General features: G+C 62.2%; 11 protein-coding genes. 5 read left to right on the plus strand and 6 right to left on the minus strand.

Annotated features, from left to right (window positions below):
- The first annotated feature begins 32 nt into the window (after positions 1–32).
- From HUN39_RS15745 to HUN39_RS15755, 3 genes are all read left to right on the plus strand, one after another.
- On the plus strand, positions 33–473 hold the full coding sequence (locus HUN39_RS15745) for an endonuclease domain-containing protein (protein ID WP_175095431.1): 441 nt from the start codon (positions 33–35) through the stop codon (positions 471–473).
- 61 nt (positions 474–534) lie between these two features.
- A complete protein-coding gene (guaA, locus tag HUN39_RS15750) occupies positions 535–2139 on the plus strand; it encodes a glutamine-hydrolyzing GMP synthase (protein WP_175095432.1) in 1605 nt (534 codons plus the stop codon).
- A 220-nt stretch (positions 2140–2359) separates the two neighbouring features.
- Positions 2360–3709, plus strand: coding sequence for a tyrosine-type recombinase/integrase (locus tag HUN39_RS15755; protein WP_175095433.1), 1350 nt, complete (start codon positions 2360–2362; stop codon positions 3707–3709).
- 1 nt (position 3710) lies between these two features.
- Here HUN39_RS15755 and HUN39_RS15760 read toward each other — a convergent pair whose 3' ends face one another.
- Positions 3711–3941, minus strand: a complete 231-nt coding sequence (locus HUN39_RS15760; protein ID WP_175095453.1) for a helix-turn-helix transcriptional regulator — start codon at positions 3939–3941, stop codon at positions 3711–3713.
- Between the two features lie 130 nt (positions 3942–4071).
- Positions 4072–6996, minus strand: coding sequence for a Ti-type conjugative transfer relaxase TraA (traA, locus tag HUN39_RS15765; RefSeq protein WP_175095434.1), 2925 nt, complete (start codon positions 6994–6996; stop codon positions 4072–4074).
- Between the two features lie 172 nt (positions 6997–7168).
- Between traA and HUN39_RS15770 the strand changes: the two genes are divergently transcribed.
- Entirely contained in the window at positions 7169–7495 is a 327-nt protein-coding gene (locus tag HUN39_RS15770) for a conjugal transfer protein TraD (RefSeq protein WP_175095454.1), read from the plus strand.
- Between the two features lies 1 nt (position 7496).
- Complete coding sequence (locus HUN39_RS15775; RefSeq protein ID WP_175095435.1) at positions 7497–7763, plus strand: conjugal transfer protein TraD; 267 nt, start codon at positions 7497–7499, stop codon at positions 7761–7763.
- Between the two features lie 194 nt (positions 7764–7957).
- Here the strand turns inward: HUN39_RS15775 and HUN39_RS15780 are convergent, their stop codons facing one another.
- The 4 genes from HUN39_RS15780 to HUN39_RS15795 all read right to left on the minus strand — a co-directional run bounded on the left by HUN39_RS15780 (position 7958) and on the right by HUN39_RS15795 (position 13820).
- A complete protein-coding gene (locus HUN39_RS15780; RefSeq protein ID WP_175095436.1) occupies positions 7958–10312 on the minus strand; it encodes a phospholipase D-like domain-containing protein in 2355 nt (784 codons plus the stop codon).
- Positions 10309–11850 (minus strand): hypothetical protein, encoded by a 1542-nt coding sequence (locus HUN39_RS15785; protein ID WP_175095437.1) that lies wholly within the window; start codon positions 11848–11850, stop codon positions 10309–10311. The genes HUN39_RS15780 and HUN39_RS15785 overlap by 4 nt, the downstream gene beginning before the upstream one ends.
- Positions 11851–12135: 285 nt before the next feature.
- On the minus strand, positions 12136–12996 hold the full coding sequence (locus HUN39_RS15790; RefSeq protein ID WP_175095438.1) for a nucleotidyl transferase AbiEii/AbiGii toxin family protein: 861 nt from the start codon (positions 12994–12996) through the stop codon (positions 12136–12138).
- The gene (locus tag HUN39_RS15795; RefSeq protein ID WP_175095439.1) at positions 12993–13820 is read right to left on the minus strand and encodes a type IV toxin-antitoxin system AbiEi family antitoxin; all 828 of its coding nucleotides are present in this window, start codon (positions 13818–13820) and stop codon (positions 12993–12995) included. Before HUN39_RS15795 ends, HUN39_RS15790 begins: the two co-directional genes overlap by 4 nt.
- Between the last annotated feature and the right edge of the window lie 182 nt (positions 13821–14002).

Genomic DNA, 14002 nt, shown 5'->3' on the forward strand with positions numbered 1-14002 from the left:
CCCGCGAAGCGAGGCAGGGACAGGGAGGGGGCATGACGCACGGAAAACTGCCCAAGGTCGCCTTCGCCCGCAAGCTTCGCCGTGAAATGTCGAATGCAGAGCGGCAGCTATGGGCGGCGTTGCGCGGCCACCGATTTCATGGGCTGCAATTCCGCCGCCAAGCGCCTTGCGGCCCCTATATCGCGGATTTTCTTTGTCACGCCGCACGGCTCGTCGTCGAGGTTGACGGCGCGACCCATTCCACGAGAGCCGAGCTAGCTCGCGACAATCGACGCGACGCATGGTTCGAGGACAACGGTTTTTCGGTCTTGCGCGTGACCAATGCAGCGGTCTACGCAGAATTTGACGGCGTGCTGGAAACCATCCGTTTGCGCGCCGAGGATAGACTGCCCCCACCCCAACCCTCCCCCGCTTCGCGGGAGAGGGAGTTAGACTCGGGTCCCGCCAACGAACCGCGCACTCTGCGTCGTTAGGGTCCCCTCTCCCGCTTTAGCGGGGGAGGGACAGGGAGGGGGCCTACAAAAAAGAGAACCCATGACTACCGCGCCCGACGCCTTCCATCACGACATCGCCGATCGCCATGACAAGGTGCTGATCGTCGATTTCGGTTCGCAGGTGACGCAGCTCATCGCGCGGCGCGTGCGCGAGGCGGGCGTCTATTGCGAAATCGCGCCGTTCCAGAACGCCGAGCGCGCCTTCGCCGAGATCCGCCCCAAGGCGGTGATTCTTTCGGGCGGGCCCTGTTCGGTGACCGAAGAAGGCTCTCCCCGCGCGCCGCAGAGCATTTTCGAGTCCGGCGTGCCGGTGCTCGGCATCTGCTACGGCGAGCAAACGATGGCGACGCAGCTCGGCGGCACCGTCGAAGGCGGCCATCATCGCGAGTTCGGCCGCGCTGATGTGACGGCGCTGGAGCAGAGCGCGCTGCTCGACGGCGTGTGGGAGAAGGGCGGCAGCTTTCCTGTCTGGATGAGCCATGGCGATCGGGTGACGAAGCTGCCGGAAGGCTTTCGCGTCATCGCCGCTTCGGAAAATGCGCCCCTCGCCGCGATCGCGGATGAACAGCGGCGCTATTACGGCGTGCAGTTCCATCTCGAGGTCGTGCATACGCCGGACGGCGCCAGGCTGCTCTCGAATTTCGTGCACAAGGTCGCGGGGCTGAAGTCCGACTGGACGATGGCGGCGTTTCGCGGCGAAGCGATCGCGGCCATCCGGCGGCAGGTCGGCGACGGGCGGGTGCTCTGCGGCTTGTCGGGCGGCGTCGACAGCGCCGTCGCGGCGGTGCTGATCCATGAAGCGATCGGCGAGCGCCTCACCTGCGTCTTCGTCGATCACGGCCTGTTGCGGCAGGGCGAGGCGGAAGAAGTCGTGCGGCTCTTTCGCGATCACTACAACATTCCGCTGCATCACGTCGAAGCGGCGGACCTGTTCCTCGGCGCGTTAGAGGGCGTCGACGATCCGGAAGTGAAGCGCAAGACCATCGGCCGGCTGTTCATCGAGACGTTCGAAGCCGAGGCCAAGAAGATTGCGCAGGACGGGCGCGGCGCGCCGCAGTTTCTCGCGCAAGGCACGCTCTATCCCGATGTCATCGAGAGCGTCTCCTTCACCGGCGGCCCGTCGGTGACGATCAAGTCGCATCACAACGTCGGCGGATTGCCGGAGCGCATGAACATGCGGCTCGTCGAGCCGCTACGCGAACTCTTCAAGGACGAAGTGCGGGCGCTCGGGCGCGAACTCGGACTGCCGGAAGCTTTCGTCGGGCGCCATCCGTTTCCGGGGCCTGGTCTCGCGATCCGTTGCCCGGGCCTCATCACCCGCGAGAAGCTGGCGATTTTGCGCAAGGCCGACGCCGTCTATCTCGACGAAATCCGCAAGGCGGGATTGTATGACGACATCTGGCAGGCCTTCGCGGCGCTGCTGCCGGTGCGTTCGGTCGGCGTGATGGGCGACGGACGCACTTACGATTATGTCGTCGCGCTGCGCGCGGTGACGTCAAGCGACGGCATGACCGCGGATTTCTATCCCTTCGACATGAGTTTTCTGGGCCGCGCCGCCACGCGCATCATCAACGAAGTGAAGGGCGTCAACCGCGTGGTGTACGATGTGACGAGCAAGCCGCCGGGGACGATTGAGTGGGAGTGAATTAGGGTGGTTTCAGACCGTCCTGCTCCGTGCCAAAAATCGCACGATCTCTTTGACTGACAAGGATTATTTTTCCCACCCCGTATCGCTGCGTGTCACCACAGCCGGGCCACTTTGTTGGTAGCGATGTTGGTATGGCGCAGGATGGTCGAGAAACGGGCTTCCGATACCAACAGCCCATCTTGATGGTATCGGTTTGCCCCAGACCGGATGCGGATTTATGGGTCATCTTACTGATAAAGAACTGAAAATTCTGAAGCCGAGGGCCAAGCTTTATAAGGTGGCGGACCGCGACGGGATGCACGCAGCCGTCACGCCCACGGGTGTCATCTCGTTCCGATACCACTACCGGGTGAACGGACGGCAGGAGACGCTGACCATCGGCCGATATAGCGCCGAGGCGGCGCGCAAGCTCACACGGGCGCCCGACGCGCTGGAATACGGCATGGAGGTGTCGCTTGCGGAGGCCAGGACGCTGCTGGCGCGCGCTCGGCGTCAGGTCGAGCGGGGTGAGTCGCCGTCGAAAGCCAAGGTGGAGAAACGCACCGCGTCAGCCGAGGCGGTGACGTTCGGCGGATGGGCGGAAGCCTATTTCAAGCACAAAGCCGATCCCAAGTCGGGGGCCGAGAAACTGGCCGACAGCACCCTGGCGATGCGCCGATCCGTCTATGACCGCGCCATTGCGGGAGAGTTGTCGAAGCTCAAGCTGGCGGAGGTGACGCCGCAGCGTCTCAAACGTCTGTGCGACGAGGTTAAGCAAAAGCGCGGGCCGGCCGTTGCCGTGCATGTCCGCGAGGTCGTGTTGCTGGTGTTCCGCCATGCTCAGGGAAGCGGGCTGGACGTGAGCAACCCAGCCGAGTCGATCCGCACCAGCACTATCGCCACGTTCGAGCCGCGCGAGCGCGCCCTGTCTCCATCGGAGGTCCGCGCGGTCCTGGCGGCGTTGGATCATGTGACGGCGGCGCCCACGTTGCGCTCAGCGGTGAAGTTTGTCCTGCTGACCGGCGTCCGCAAGTCGGAGTTCATCGACGCCACATGGAAGGAAATCGACTTCGCCGCCGCGCGCTGGACGATCCCGGCCGAGCGCATGAAGGCAGGCAAGGCGCATGTCGTCCCGCTGAGCGATCAGGCTCTGGATATCCTGACGGCGTTCCGCACCATGTTCGGCGCCAGTCGATACCTGCATCCGGGCCGATACGATGGCGATACGCCCATCAGCAACGCCACGCTCAACCGCGTAATCGACACGGTCGTAGAGCGCATCCGAGAGGATGATCCCGACTTTCAGAGCTTCGGCGTTCACGACCTGCGCCGCACGTTCTCGACCGGCTTAAATCGCGCCAAGTTTGATGATCGGTGGATCGAGATGAGCTTGGCCCACGCGCCCCGGAACCGGATCGCGGCCGTCTACAACGTGAATCGCTACCTCGCCGAGCGGAAGATCATGCTTCAGTGCTGGGCTGATATGCTCGACGCCTGGGTGAAGGGCGAATCCGCGAGAGAGCTGATCGCCGACGCGAAGCGACGCGCCGCCGAGGTCCACGACGACGAAGTGGACGACGATCTCTGAACTACGTGCGGCTCGCGTCCATTCTGTCAGTCGTTGTCATTGTGGCCCGCCAGCCAGCGGGATCGGCGATCCATCGGTCGATTTCGGATTCATGCCAGCCCGCGCCGTTGGCGCTGATTTTGATCTGTGCGGGGAACGTGCCCTCGGCGATCTTGCGGTAAATGGTGGAACGGGACAGGCCGCTCCGGGCGAGGACGGTTCTCAGGCGGATGATACGGTCTGGTTGGCGCACGGCTGCCTTGCCTTCTTCTGGCTTTGTCTGACTGCTCCCGAGCCAGACAGGACAAGGATTTATCGCCTGTGCAAGAGGGGTTTTGCGCGCCATCGCAGCGTGGCGCGCCGGCGGCGGAAAATAGGCGGGGTCAAAGTCCGATGTTCCGGCCTCTGCCAAGGTCGATGCCGTGGCTGAAGGCGAGCTCCAATCCGAGTCGGCGGCCCGATTCGACCCCGATTCCGAGGTCTCGCTTGCGGCCGGCGAGGATCGACTCGAGCTGCGGATCGCGTTCGAGGCTCATCACCATGTCGCCCATCGCCGATCGCGTGGCCTTGTAGCCGGACATGTCCGCCGCCTGATACTGGCGCTGGCTGGTTTGGCCGAGTTCCCGCCAGCGTTCCACGAAGCGATCGGCGCGGCGCTGCGGATCGGTGCGCAATTCGGTTTCGAGCTGTAGGGCGCGGATGGCGCGGGCGGTGCGCCCCGTAGCCGCTTCCGAGGCGAGTTCCGGGTTCTTCTTGTAGGCGGCTTCGGCATCGTGCGAGCCATAAGGCCGCACCTCCTCGAAGACCTTGCGGGCCTCCTGCAATTCCTTCACCTGCTCCGGGTTGGCCTTGCCGCCTCTCTCCTGCATCTCGAAGATCGCATCCGCGGCGCGGGCATGGCGGATGAGCGACTTGGTGCGGGCGCGACGCAGCGCCGCTTCCGGGTCTTCCGCTGCCTTCCTTTCCGGCCCCTGTCCGCCGGCGGCGGGCAGATGCAGGCCGTCGAACATGCCGCGCACCTTCTCGGACGCCTGCTTGACGATCTCGACGACTCGCTCCATGCGCTCGCGGAAGGTGATGCCGCGCCGTTCGGCATAATCGCGCGCGGGCTCGAGCCGCTCGTAATCCGACGCCATATCCTTGGCCCGGTCGCGCGACAGGGCGCCGAGAAGCCGGTCCTGGCTCGTGAAGTCGTCATGGCCATAATGCAACTCCATGCCGTCGCGGTGGCGCGACAGCGCGACATAGGCGCCGTGGGCGTCCAGGCCCGGCGTGGCCAGAACATGGGTGCGGTCCACGGTCATGCCCTGCGCCTTGTGAATGGTTGCGGCATAGCCGTGGTCGATGCGGTCGTAATCCTTCAGGTCAAAGCGAACGGAACGGCCATCATCGGTGCGCACGCTCATGCTCTGCGTGCTGACCTCTTCGATGGCGCCGAGCGTGCCGTTCTTGACGCCGAGGCCGCGCTCGTTCTGAAGGAACATGACGCGATCTCCGCGAGCGAAGCTTCGCTCACCGCGTTCGACCACCAAGCGCACCTCGGCGCCGAGATTTCCGGCTTCCCGCATTCTGCCGCGCGCGGCCTCGTTCAAAGCGCGCACCTCGTCATTGGTGTGGGTGAGGATGATACGGCTGCGGCCCGGCGACGCCTGACGGTCGCGATCCCAGCGGTCGATCAGATCGTCGCGCGCCTGTTGCCGTGTCGCAGCGGCATGGACCATGCCATGTTTGTCATAGGCATGGAGCGCATCTGCGGTTCGGCCGGTCGCCAGATCGCGCGTTGCGTCGCGCTGCCAGTCCTCCCGCTGGCGGCGCACCTCGCCGATCTCCGCCCCACCGTGACGTTGGTGGATAGACCGGAACGCCGCGCCGGCTTCGATGGATTGCAATTGTTGCGGATCGCCGACCAGCACCACCTTGGCGCCGGCCTCGGCGGCATGAGACAGCACGCGCTCCAACTGGCGCGTGCCGACCATGCCCGCCTCGTCGATCACCAGAACATCGCGCGCGGTGAGCACATCGCGGCCCTGTCCCCAACCGTGTTCCAGGCTGGCGATGGTGCGCGACGAGATGCCCGATCCGCTTTCGAGATTCTCGGCGGCGATGCCTGACAGCGCCACGCCTCGAACCTCGTAGCCCGCCGCTTCCCAGGCTTCGCGCGCCACACCCAGCATCGCGCTCTTCCCCGTTCCGGCATAACCAACGACGACGCCGAGATCGCGCCCGTCCGTGACGTGCGCCAGCGCGTCGGCCTGCTCTCCCGAAAGGAAAAGACCGCGCGCTTCCGCGCGCGCAAGTGCCGCTTCACGGTCCCTGTCACCGACCTCGTGGCGCTCCTTCGCAGCCATGAGGTCGGCAGCGCGGTGCAGGCGTTGCTCGGTCTCGATCATCTGGCGTGTGGTGAAGCGATCCTCGCCCCGTCCATCCTTGCCCAATTGGACGAGATCGGGCGCCTCCCGCATCGCGCTCATCACCGCATTGAACTGGTCGCTCCCGTCGCTGTGCCGGTGCGCGAACATCGCCATGTCGCGCCGTGTGAAGGTCGATTGCTGATGCGTGATGGCGTCGAGCGCCAGGGCGGGATCGGCGATGATGCGCTCGCCATTGCCGCGTGCGATCTCGCGATGCATTTCCGCGCGGTCGGCGGCCTCGATCCCTTCGCCTTCGATGCGATGCGCGGGCGCGCCGATCTGACTTTGCGGCTCCAGCGCGATGCCCTGCGCTTCCAGGCTGCGATGATCGATACGCGCGTCGACGTCGAGTTCGGCCAAACACTCGTTGGCAAGCTCCGCCCAACGCTCCCGCCAGCGTTCGAGCAACTCGGTGCGGTTCCACTCCCGCACCTTCGGACCGAAGCCATTCTCGTCAACCGAGCGCATGGTCAGCATGACATGCGCGTGGGGCTTCAGCATTCCGTCCTCGGCCATATCCCAATGCACATTGAGGTCGGCGATCATGCCCCGATCCACGAATTCGGACCGCACGAAATCACGGGCGAGTTCGATGCCTTGGCGCTCCGTCATCTCGCGCGGAAGGGCGAATTCGACTTCGCGGGCGAGCTGCGAATCTCTTCTGACCTCGACCGTCTCGACATCGTTCCAAAGTCGTTCGCGGTCCTTCCACGCCTCCGGCGCATTCTCCGGCAGCATCACCTCGGAATGGACGACGCCGTGCTTGTCCGAGAAATCGTGACTGCGCCCGAGCCTGTCGTCGCGCAACCGCGAGGCCGAGCGGTAGGCGGCGGACGCCACCGCGCTGGAGCCGCATTTGCGGCCGATGACCTTGACGTGAAGATGATAGATCGCCATCGCGATCCGAACAACATCACAGCGAAGCGCACGTCGGAACGACGTATAAGCGCGCCCTCCCTCGAAAAATTCTCGGGAGGGACCACGCCGTCCCCAACCGTCCCGGCGACCTTACAGCGTTTCGGCAAGCGCTCGACTATTATCGCTCCATCAACAGCATGTGGAGGACATGATGCGCAAGCCACGGGACTTCGACGTGGAACTGAAGTCGCTCGAACACAAGGCGCGAGACCTCAGAAACCGCAAGGTGCAACAGCTTGGCGAGCTGGTCATTTCGACAGGAGCCGACGCGCTCAACGCGGAAGAACTGGCGGGAGCGTTGATCGTGCTGGCCGAAACCAAGGATGCCGGAAAGAGGGAGGCATGGGCGAAACGCGGGGCCGCATACTTTCAGGGCCGGTCGCGACGAACTGCGTCGGCGCCTGGCCGCGACACTAGCGGCGCTTCAGCGCAACAGAGTGGCGCGCAACAGTCATCAGGCGGCACAGGCGCGGCATGATATGCGAACATGGCAGATCGAGCGCCGCAAGCGCACGCGGCACCTGATCGAACTCGGCAGCCTCGTCGTCAAGGCGGGCGTTGTCGAACTCACTGGCGACGACCGCGCCATCCTCTACGGCGCGCTGCTCTGGATGGCCGACAAGTTGCAGAGCGAGGACGGCGAACGGGCGCGCGGCGTCTGGATAAAGCTGGGAAAGAAGGCGTTTGAGGCGGATCGTCCAGCAGACACGCATGACAGAACGCAACCGCCGCAGGACCGGGCGTGACCGATGGCGGGCGGCGCGGAGACCTCAAATATCGTAGCGCCGCCCGCCATCGCGCGGCAGCGCCGCGCAAATGCAGTATGTCCTCTGAGAAAAATGGGCGGCTGCACTTCATGCAGCGGTGCCGTGCCCCAGACACGTTGGCATCACCTCAAACCATCATAAAGGAGCCAGGCTCCACCTCTGACTGGTGACAATCAGGGGCGCACGTGAACGCCAACCTTCATTGGAAGCCGCAAACGATCCGCAAACCGGGCGTCGAGCTTGCCGGATATCTCGTCGAAATAGGCGCGATCATCTTCGAGAACAGACAAGATTGTCTGCGTTTGAGTGGTAAGCGCTGCGATCAGCCGCTCAAGCGGAACGCGGAGGATTGCCGCCTTCTTATGCGATAAGACCGCCGCGTGCGCGGCTTTTGCGGCCCAATTTGAGAGAGCCAGGTATTCCAACACGCGTCGCTGCTCGGACTCGTCCGGCTCGACAGTCAGATTCTGCAATGCACGTGTGGCACCGAAATGCTGTAGCAGCAAGCGACCGATCAGACGCGGCCAGTCGTGACCTTCTGCCGTGTACACTGGAAGGATTTGCGATGGTGAGAACGAACCCTCGATAGGCTGGGCGTGTGAAAGAACGATCTGCATAAGCGCGCGCAGTCTGACCATTTCCGATGTCGTGATCTTCTTTTCGACGAGCGCCTTGCAGCGGGTTTCGAAAGCGGTGACGGCCTCTTGGAATTTCTTGGCCGTCGCACGGGTTTGAGCGGAAAGTGTCCTGCTCTGCGGCAGGCTGTCGGCACGTGTATCGCCGCTTCCGTTATCGTCTGCGGGTTGTGGCTCCGTGGTTCGGAAATCTATCGCACCGAGCGCATCAATGTCCTTGTCTTCCATGCCCCTCAGATCAGGACCGACCATCCCGATCATTTGATTGAGGCAAGCACTCATCAGACTGGCAGCGCTATCATTGCGGCTGTTCAGATAAAGCCCGAAGGATTTTCCTTGCACGTTGGCATGGGTGCGCGCGCGGATGAATTCGTCATAGGAAAGAACTTCATATACAGGTGGCGCAGCATCAGCGGCTTGCGGTTTGGTTCTCGGGGTTGAATCGAGCCGACTTGCACGATCCTCTTCCTCCAAAGATTCGAGCTGATTGAGCGTTTCGATCAGAACCAAATCTTCGTGGATGGATTCCAAAAGGGTATCCATCAACCGCCGTTTGCGTCCACGTTGTGCGGGCAGGGTCGTCACCTCGAGATAGTCGAGATCGACGATCTGCACTGGCGCTGACATCGCCCCGTCCGCGAATGTCACGATCCCATATTTAGGGCGCTGTGCATCGGGCAAAATGGCATAAGTCGGCGAACGACCCTCCAGTTCCATCTCTGCCAAGCCGAGTCCATCTCGATCATAGAGATGGATCGTTGCCGGTGCCGCCGGCGACGACGCCGGAGCGGTCCATGACAGCTTGCCCGACTGCAATATCAATGTGCCGCCATCGATAGTTGGCTCAGCGGTCTTGGCCTCTTCAAATGATCGCTGAAGGTCAGCGAGTCGCGCGCCCTCGACGCGGGTATTTTGATAATCTGCCAGCCCGAGCGCTTCCAACGCAACGCCGCGGGCCACACGCTTGTAGATTCCCGCCTCTGCATTTCCGTGGATCATCGGCCCCATCAAGGCCGGAAAGGTGCAATTCATGCTGCCGGAGATCACATGATCCCAGCGCTGGCCGTGAGCGATGATGAGCTTTGCGTGCAGAAATCGGCTCTCCGCGTGCGATCTGACATCGAACAAGGATGTGTCCGAGACTCCCGATAGCGCGCTCGAGGGAAAGCCGTTCGCATCGCTATCGATCAGAATGTCGGTGACGGGATTTTCGAGCGCGGCGCGGAGCCGTGCCAAACCTTCAAGCCGGACATCCCAATAGGGTGATACGACGACGAGACGCTCGATTGGATCGTCGCCGATGGATGCGACGATCTGATCGAGGAAATTGATATCGGGACGGTCGAAGAGAAGATTAAGGTCCGCCGTTCCGTTCACATCGAATGCGTGATCGAAGTCATCATCGCGCAGCCACGGCGCGGATCGCGTCGCCCGTTGCAAGCTAATGGGAAACCACGGGTCATCCTGCGGCACGTATCGCCGCAGATAGCCGAGCGCACTGATGAAGAACTTGGCGCTCTCGGGCGCGTCTGGCGAATAGGAGATGCTGGCAATCTGTTCCTTGTTACCGCCTAGGCCGAGAGCCGTTAGGTTCGCGGACCCTACAATCAATCGGCCCTTCGCTTCGCCAATCAGCATCGTAATTTTGGGATGGAACGCCCCAGGCGCATCGGCCTTGACGAGATGATAGCTGGTTCCGGCAAATCGTGGTGGGCCGAACTCCGAAAAGGCCTGATTGACCATCGCCCGGTCGGCGAGCACCGTGATATTGCGACATCCGGCTCCCCGAAGTTTGGGAAACGGGATGTCTTCGAAGGCGAGCGATCCGAACGCATACGTCGTCATGAACGCGGAGTGGAACCCGCCTTCGCCAAATGCTTCGAAATATTTCATGCCGCCGCCATTTCCGCGCGGCCGAGTTGCGTGATTCCGCCTTCATCGATCAGGCCGATATCACGCAGGAATCGGAGGGCCTGATCGAGACGCGGGCTGCTAGGAGAAACGCGAAAATGGTTGCGGTAGCGAAGCTGACCTTCGTCGGGTTCCATATGGAAGGTGTAGGCTTTCTGGTTGCGGAATTTACGCGATGCGACCCAGAGATGCCGTTTCACAACCCGCTCGCGAACCATATCCGCGATCACGCGGCGCGCCGGAACAGAGAGCGCGCGATCGAGGAACTGCACTTCCGTCCGTAGCGACTGGAAATAATCGGCCCCGCTGAGAGCCTCTTCGATCAAATTGCTCGCATCCGATGCCCCGACATAGAGGATTGCGATGAGAGATACAGCAAGGCGGACCTGCTCGGCTGTTTCGCCTTCGTGCATAGCGTCCAGCATGGCTAGCGCATGTTCTCGCGCTGCAGCCGTTGATCCATCGGCGAGACCAAGCGAGAAATCTTCCCACGTTTGATCCTCGGCGACTTCAACAAAGCCGATCAACTCGTCGGTGAGATCGGCGAGAGACATCCGCCGCCGTGGCGCTGTTTCCAACAGGGTCAGCGCTGACGAGAGGATCACCTCATAGGCAAGACGTATGAGATCACACGCCTGATACAGAAACCAGAGATGCGGAACCTCGTGGGCATTCCCGCCCTGCAATTCCGGCACATTCTCAAACCAATGCCATTTCACCTGCTCAGCGCGCGGGATAGAGCGCGATGTTGCGGTTACGTCGAGAAGCATCTGAAGCGTGCGACGACGCATCAGATCCGTTTCGCTGCGTGTGTCGGATTTGCCGAACAGGATATCCGTCAGCAGGATATGCTCGCCGCCGCCGAGCCGAAGCCGATTGGGTTTCATCGCTTCGAACGATTGCAACGATGACAGAGCGATTTTTCCAGCCGCCACTGCTTCAAAAAACTCGTCTGCCGTTGCTCCCAGCTCCCGCGAAAAGGCATCTGCCAACTTCAAGGCCAAATCGGAACATACAGGATTGGGGTTGGGATCACCGGCACCGGGAAAATGGATGAGGCCCATTTCCGACATCTGCGTCGCGTAGATTGCGCCAAATGCGCCGCCCTTGTTCCGTAGGTAGCGCAGACTCTCATCGGCATCGGGATCGGCGCCGACGCTGAAATCTATGATCGCCGTTTCGCTGGACTGCGCGCGCGCGTCATTCAGCGTCCGGCTCGCCCAATCAGAACCCGTAATGCCCAGCTCCGGTTCGCCATGTGTGCAGATCAGCGCGAAGAGTGCTTCGCATCGGCGCTGGAAAGCGCGGAACACTTTCGGATCGGGATGTCTGATGTGTTCTTCGTAGTGCTTGAGAATGAATGGAAAGAACGAATAGTAGCGATAGCGAAGCGTGATCGTGCTGATTCCGGGCACAATCGATTGGTAGATGACTTCGATTGGCCTCTGCATTCCAAGTGGATCGAGGCCACTATCCGGCCCCAGCTCGGTCCATTCGGGAAATCCTTGCCCTAAGTCCATTCAAACACCGCCCTTTTTGTTCTCCGTTAGATCGCCGAACTATGGCGTTGGCGCGGGAAATCACAACCTCTGTTTGTTACAGATTGTGCCAACGGGCGGGGAGACTGACTCGGGTCGGGATTTGCGCGCTTCTCGCCCAAAAGGTTGTTCCCCGTCCACCACCTCGGACCTTTCCGTAGACAATGCTCTCCTAGGGCTATGGCGTAGATGTAGTGATCATCGCTATCGGTCGCGGCCCGCCACGGCCGTCTGGATCGTGAAAGGGAACCAGGCATTCGACGATGGCTAGACCCCAAACCGCTCCCGCATTTCCCCGGCCTTCGCCCATTCGTCGCCGGGTATCCGGTCGATCAGTTCCTTCATCACTTGGACAAACGTGGCTTTGAGCGTTTCGTTGGTCAGGGCCTTGGCGCGTTCCGTCGAAAGCAGCGGGCGCATGTCGGTGAAGAATGTCGGATTGGCGATTTTCTGGAACATGCGCTGCTGCGCTTCGGCCCTGGAAATCGCTGTCTCCGCCTTCTTGAGGTAGAGCAGGAAACATTCGACGATCCGGGCCGTGTCCAGCCCCTCGAACACGGTGAGCGCGTGATCGAGGTCGAACAGATCGCGGCCCTTGTTGCGCTGAAGCAAGGCCCGCAGCTTGGTTGCTAGCATTTCCTCCCGCGAGAAGGTCGGGATCGCCGCCTCGCCGGTGAACCACGGGTTTTCGACGCCGAATGGAATCTCGATGGGAGGATCGTAGGCGTCCCGCTCGCGCGTGTTGATTTCGATCTTGAGGTTGATGCGCGCATCGGCGGGCTCGCCTTCCGCATCGACGCGAAAGCGGAGTTTGGGAGCGACGGGGCTTGGATCGGACTTTGCCTTGCCAAGCCACGGTTCCAGTACAGCGCGAACACCATCGAGGACCGGCCCAATCGGTCCGGCGCTCGTCCGCACGAGGTCGATGTCCTCCGAATAGCGCAGCGGTGCGGGGAAATGCAGCTTGTTGAGCGCCGTGCCGCCACGGAAGCGCAGTTCGCCGCGCAGGAACGGATCGGAGAAGATGGTGACAAGCGCGCGGCTGATGATGAGGTCTTGCTCGACCTGCCGCTGGCTTACCCACGGTGCGACGCGGTTCCAGGCGGTGATGTAGTCCTGCGGGATCATTCGTCGATCTCCGGCGGTCGGCGAACGATCACGCGCCAGCGTTCATCGCGTTCGGATGGCGGCGGCGACAAATCGGGATCGCCCACCTGTTTGGGATCGAGTTCGACCCACGGCAGCGGCCCGCGCGCCGACAATGCCGCGAACATCGTCTCCGCGATCTGGGGATGCCCCAGCCTTCCGAGCAGATGCCCAAGGCGCTGCACGATTGCTTTCTCGAAAGCGCCCGACAAGGAGGCGAGCTTTTTGGGTTGCAGCCGTTCGGCAAGCTCGGAAAGCACCGTCGCGATATTGTCCAGGCCCGCGCCGGATTGCGGGTAGCGCGTCAGATCGAGCGCCGTGAGTTCCGGCGAGGACAGCTTCATATAGCCCGATTGCGTCTTGCGATCCTCGATCCCCGCCGCCACCGCCGCCATGTCCTTGCGGTAGGAAAAGACGATCCGCGTCCGTCCGGCCTCAATGTCGGGCAGGAGTTTGTCCGTGACGACCTGAAACTCCATGACGGCCTGATGGGAAGCGCCGTGGGCCGCCGCCGCGGCCAGTAGCCCCACATAATAGGGCCGCTTTTCGTGGCGCATCAGGGCGTCGATGTACCCTTCAGGCGGCGGCGCTCCCGTCGTGGAATGCTGGGGCGGCACGACCACGTAGAAGCCGCGCCGGGGCCGGATAAGCTGGCCGCGCCGCTGCAAACGCTCGGCGGCGTCGAGGAACGCGCCCCGGCTGACGCCGATCTCCTTCTGCGCCTCATCCGCAGAAAAGACTCCCCGGCCCCTGGCCAGCAGGCCGGAGGCGTAGGAGGATAGGGCCGATCGTTCGACTCGGATCATATCTCACTATCCGCTCTTAGCGCGGAATTTTCAATATGACACTATAATCGGATCATTCTTAAAAATCCGCTTTCAGGGCGGATTTTCCAATATGATGCTACGGCGGCTTCGGTTCCTGCCGTAATTTGCCGCGAGGACCGTGGACCACCACTATCTTCTCGAATTTTCTGATCCTCTATATG

It is taken from the genome of Methylocystis silviterrae (genome assembly GCF_013350005.1).
GTDB classification, from domain to species: domain Bacteria; phylum Pseudomonadota; class Alphaproteobacteria; order Rhizobiales; family Beijerinckiaceae; genus Methylocystis; species Methylocystis silviterrae.

Coding starts and splice junctions, on each gene's coding strand:
- guaA (WP_175095432.1), top strand. CDS start 535: ATGACTACCGCGCCCGACGCCTTCCATCACGACATCGCCGATCGCCAT.
- HUN39_RS15745 (WP_175095431.1), top strand. CDS start 33: ATGACGCACGGAAAACTGCCCAAGGTCGCCTTCGCCCGCAAGCTTCGC.
- HUN39_RS15780 (WP_175095436.1), bottom strand. CDS start 10,312: ATGAAATATTTCGAAGCATTTGGCGAAGGCGGGTTCCACTCCGCGTTC.
- HUN39_RS15770 (WP_175095454.1), top strand. CDS start 7,169: ATGCGCAAGCCACGGGACTTCGACGTGGAACTGAAGTCGCTCGAACAC.
- HUN39_RS15790 (WP_175095438.1), bottom strand. CDS start 12,996: ATGATCCCGCAGGACTACATCACCGCCTGGAACCGCGTCGCACCGTGG.
- traA (WP_175095434.1), bottom strand. CDS start 6,996: ATGGCGATCTATCATCTTCACGTCAAGGTCATCGGCCGCAAATGCGGC.
- HUN39_RS15795 (WP_175095439.1), bottom strand. CDS start 13,820: ATGATCCGAGTCGAACGATCGGCCCTATCCTCCTACGCCTCCGGCCTG.
- HUN39_RS15785 (WP_175095437.1), bottom strand. CDS start 11,850: ATGGACTTAGGGCAAGGATTTCCCGAATGGACCGAGCTGGGGCCGGAT.
- HUN39_RS15755 (WP_175095433.1), top strand. CDS start 2,360: ATGGGTCATCTTACTGATAAAGAACTGAAAATTCTGAAGCCGAGGGCC.
- HUN39_RS15775 (WP_175095435.1), top strand. CDS start 7,497: ATGCGAACATGGCAGATCGAGCGCCGCAAGCGCACGCGGCACCTGATC.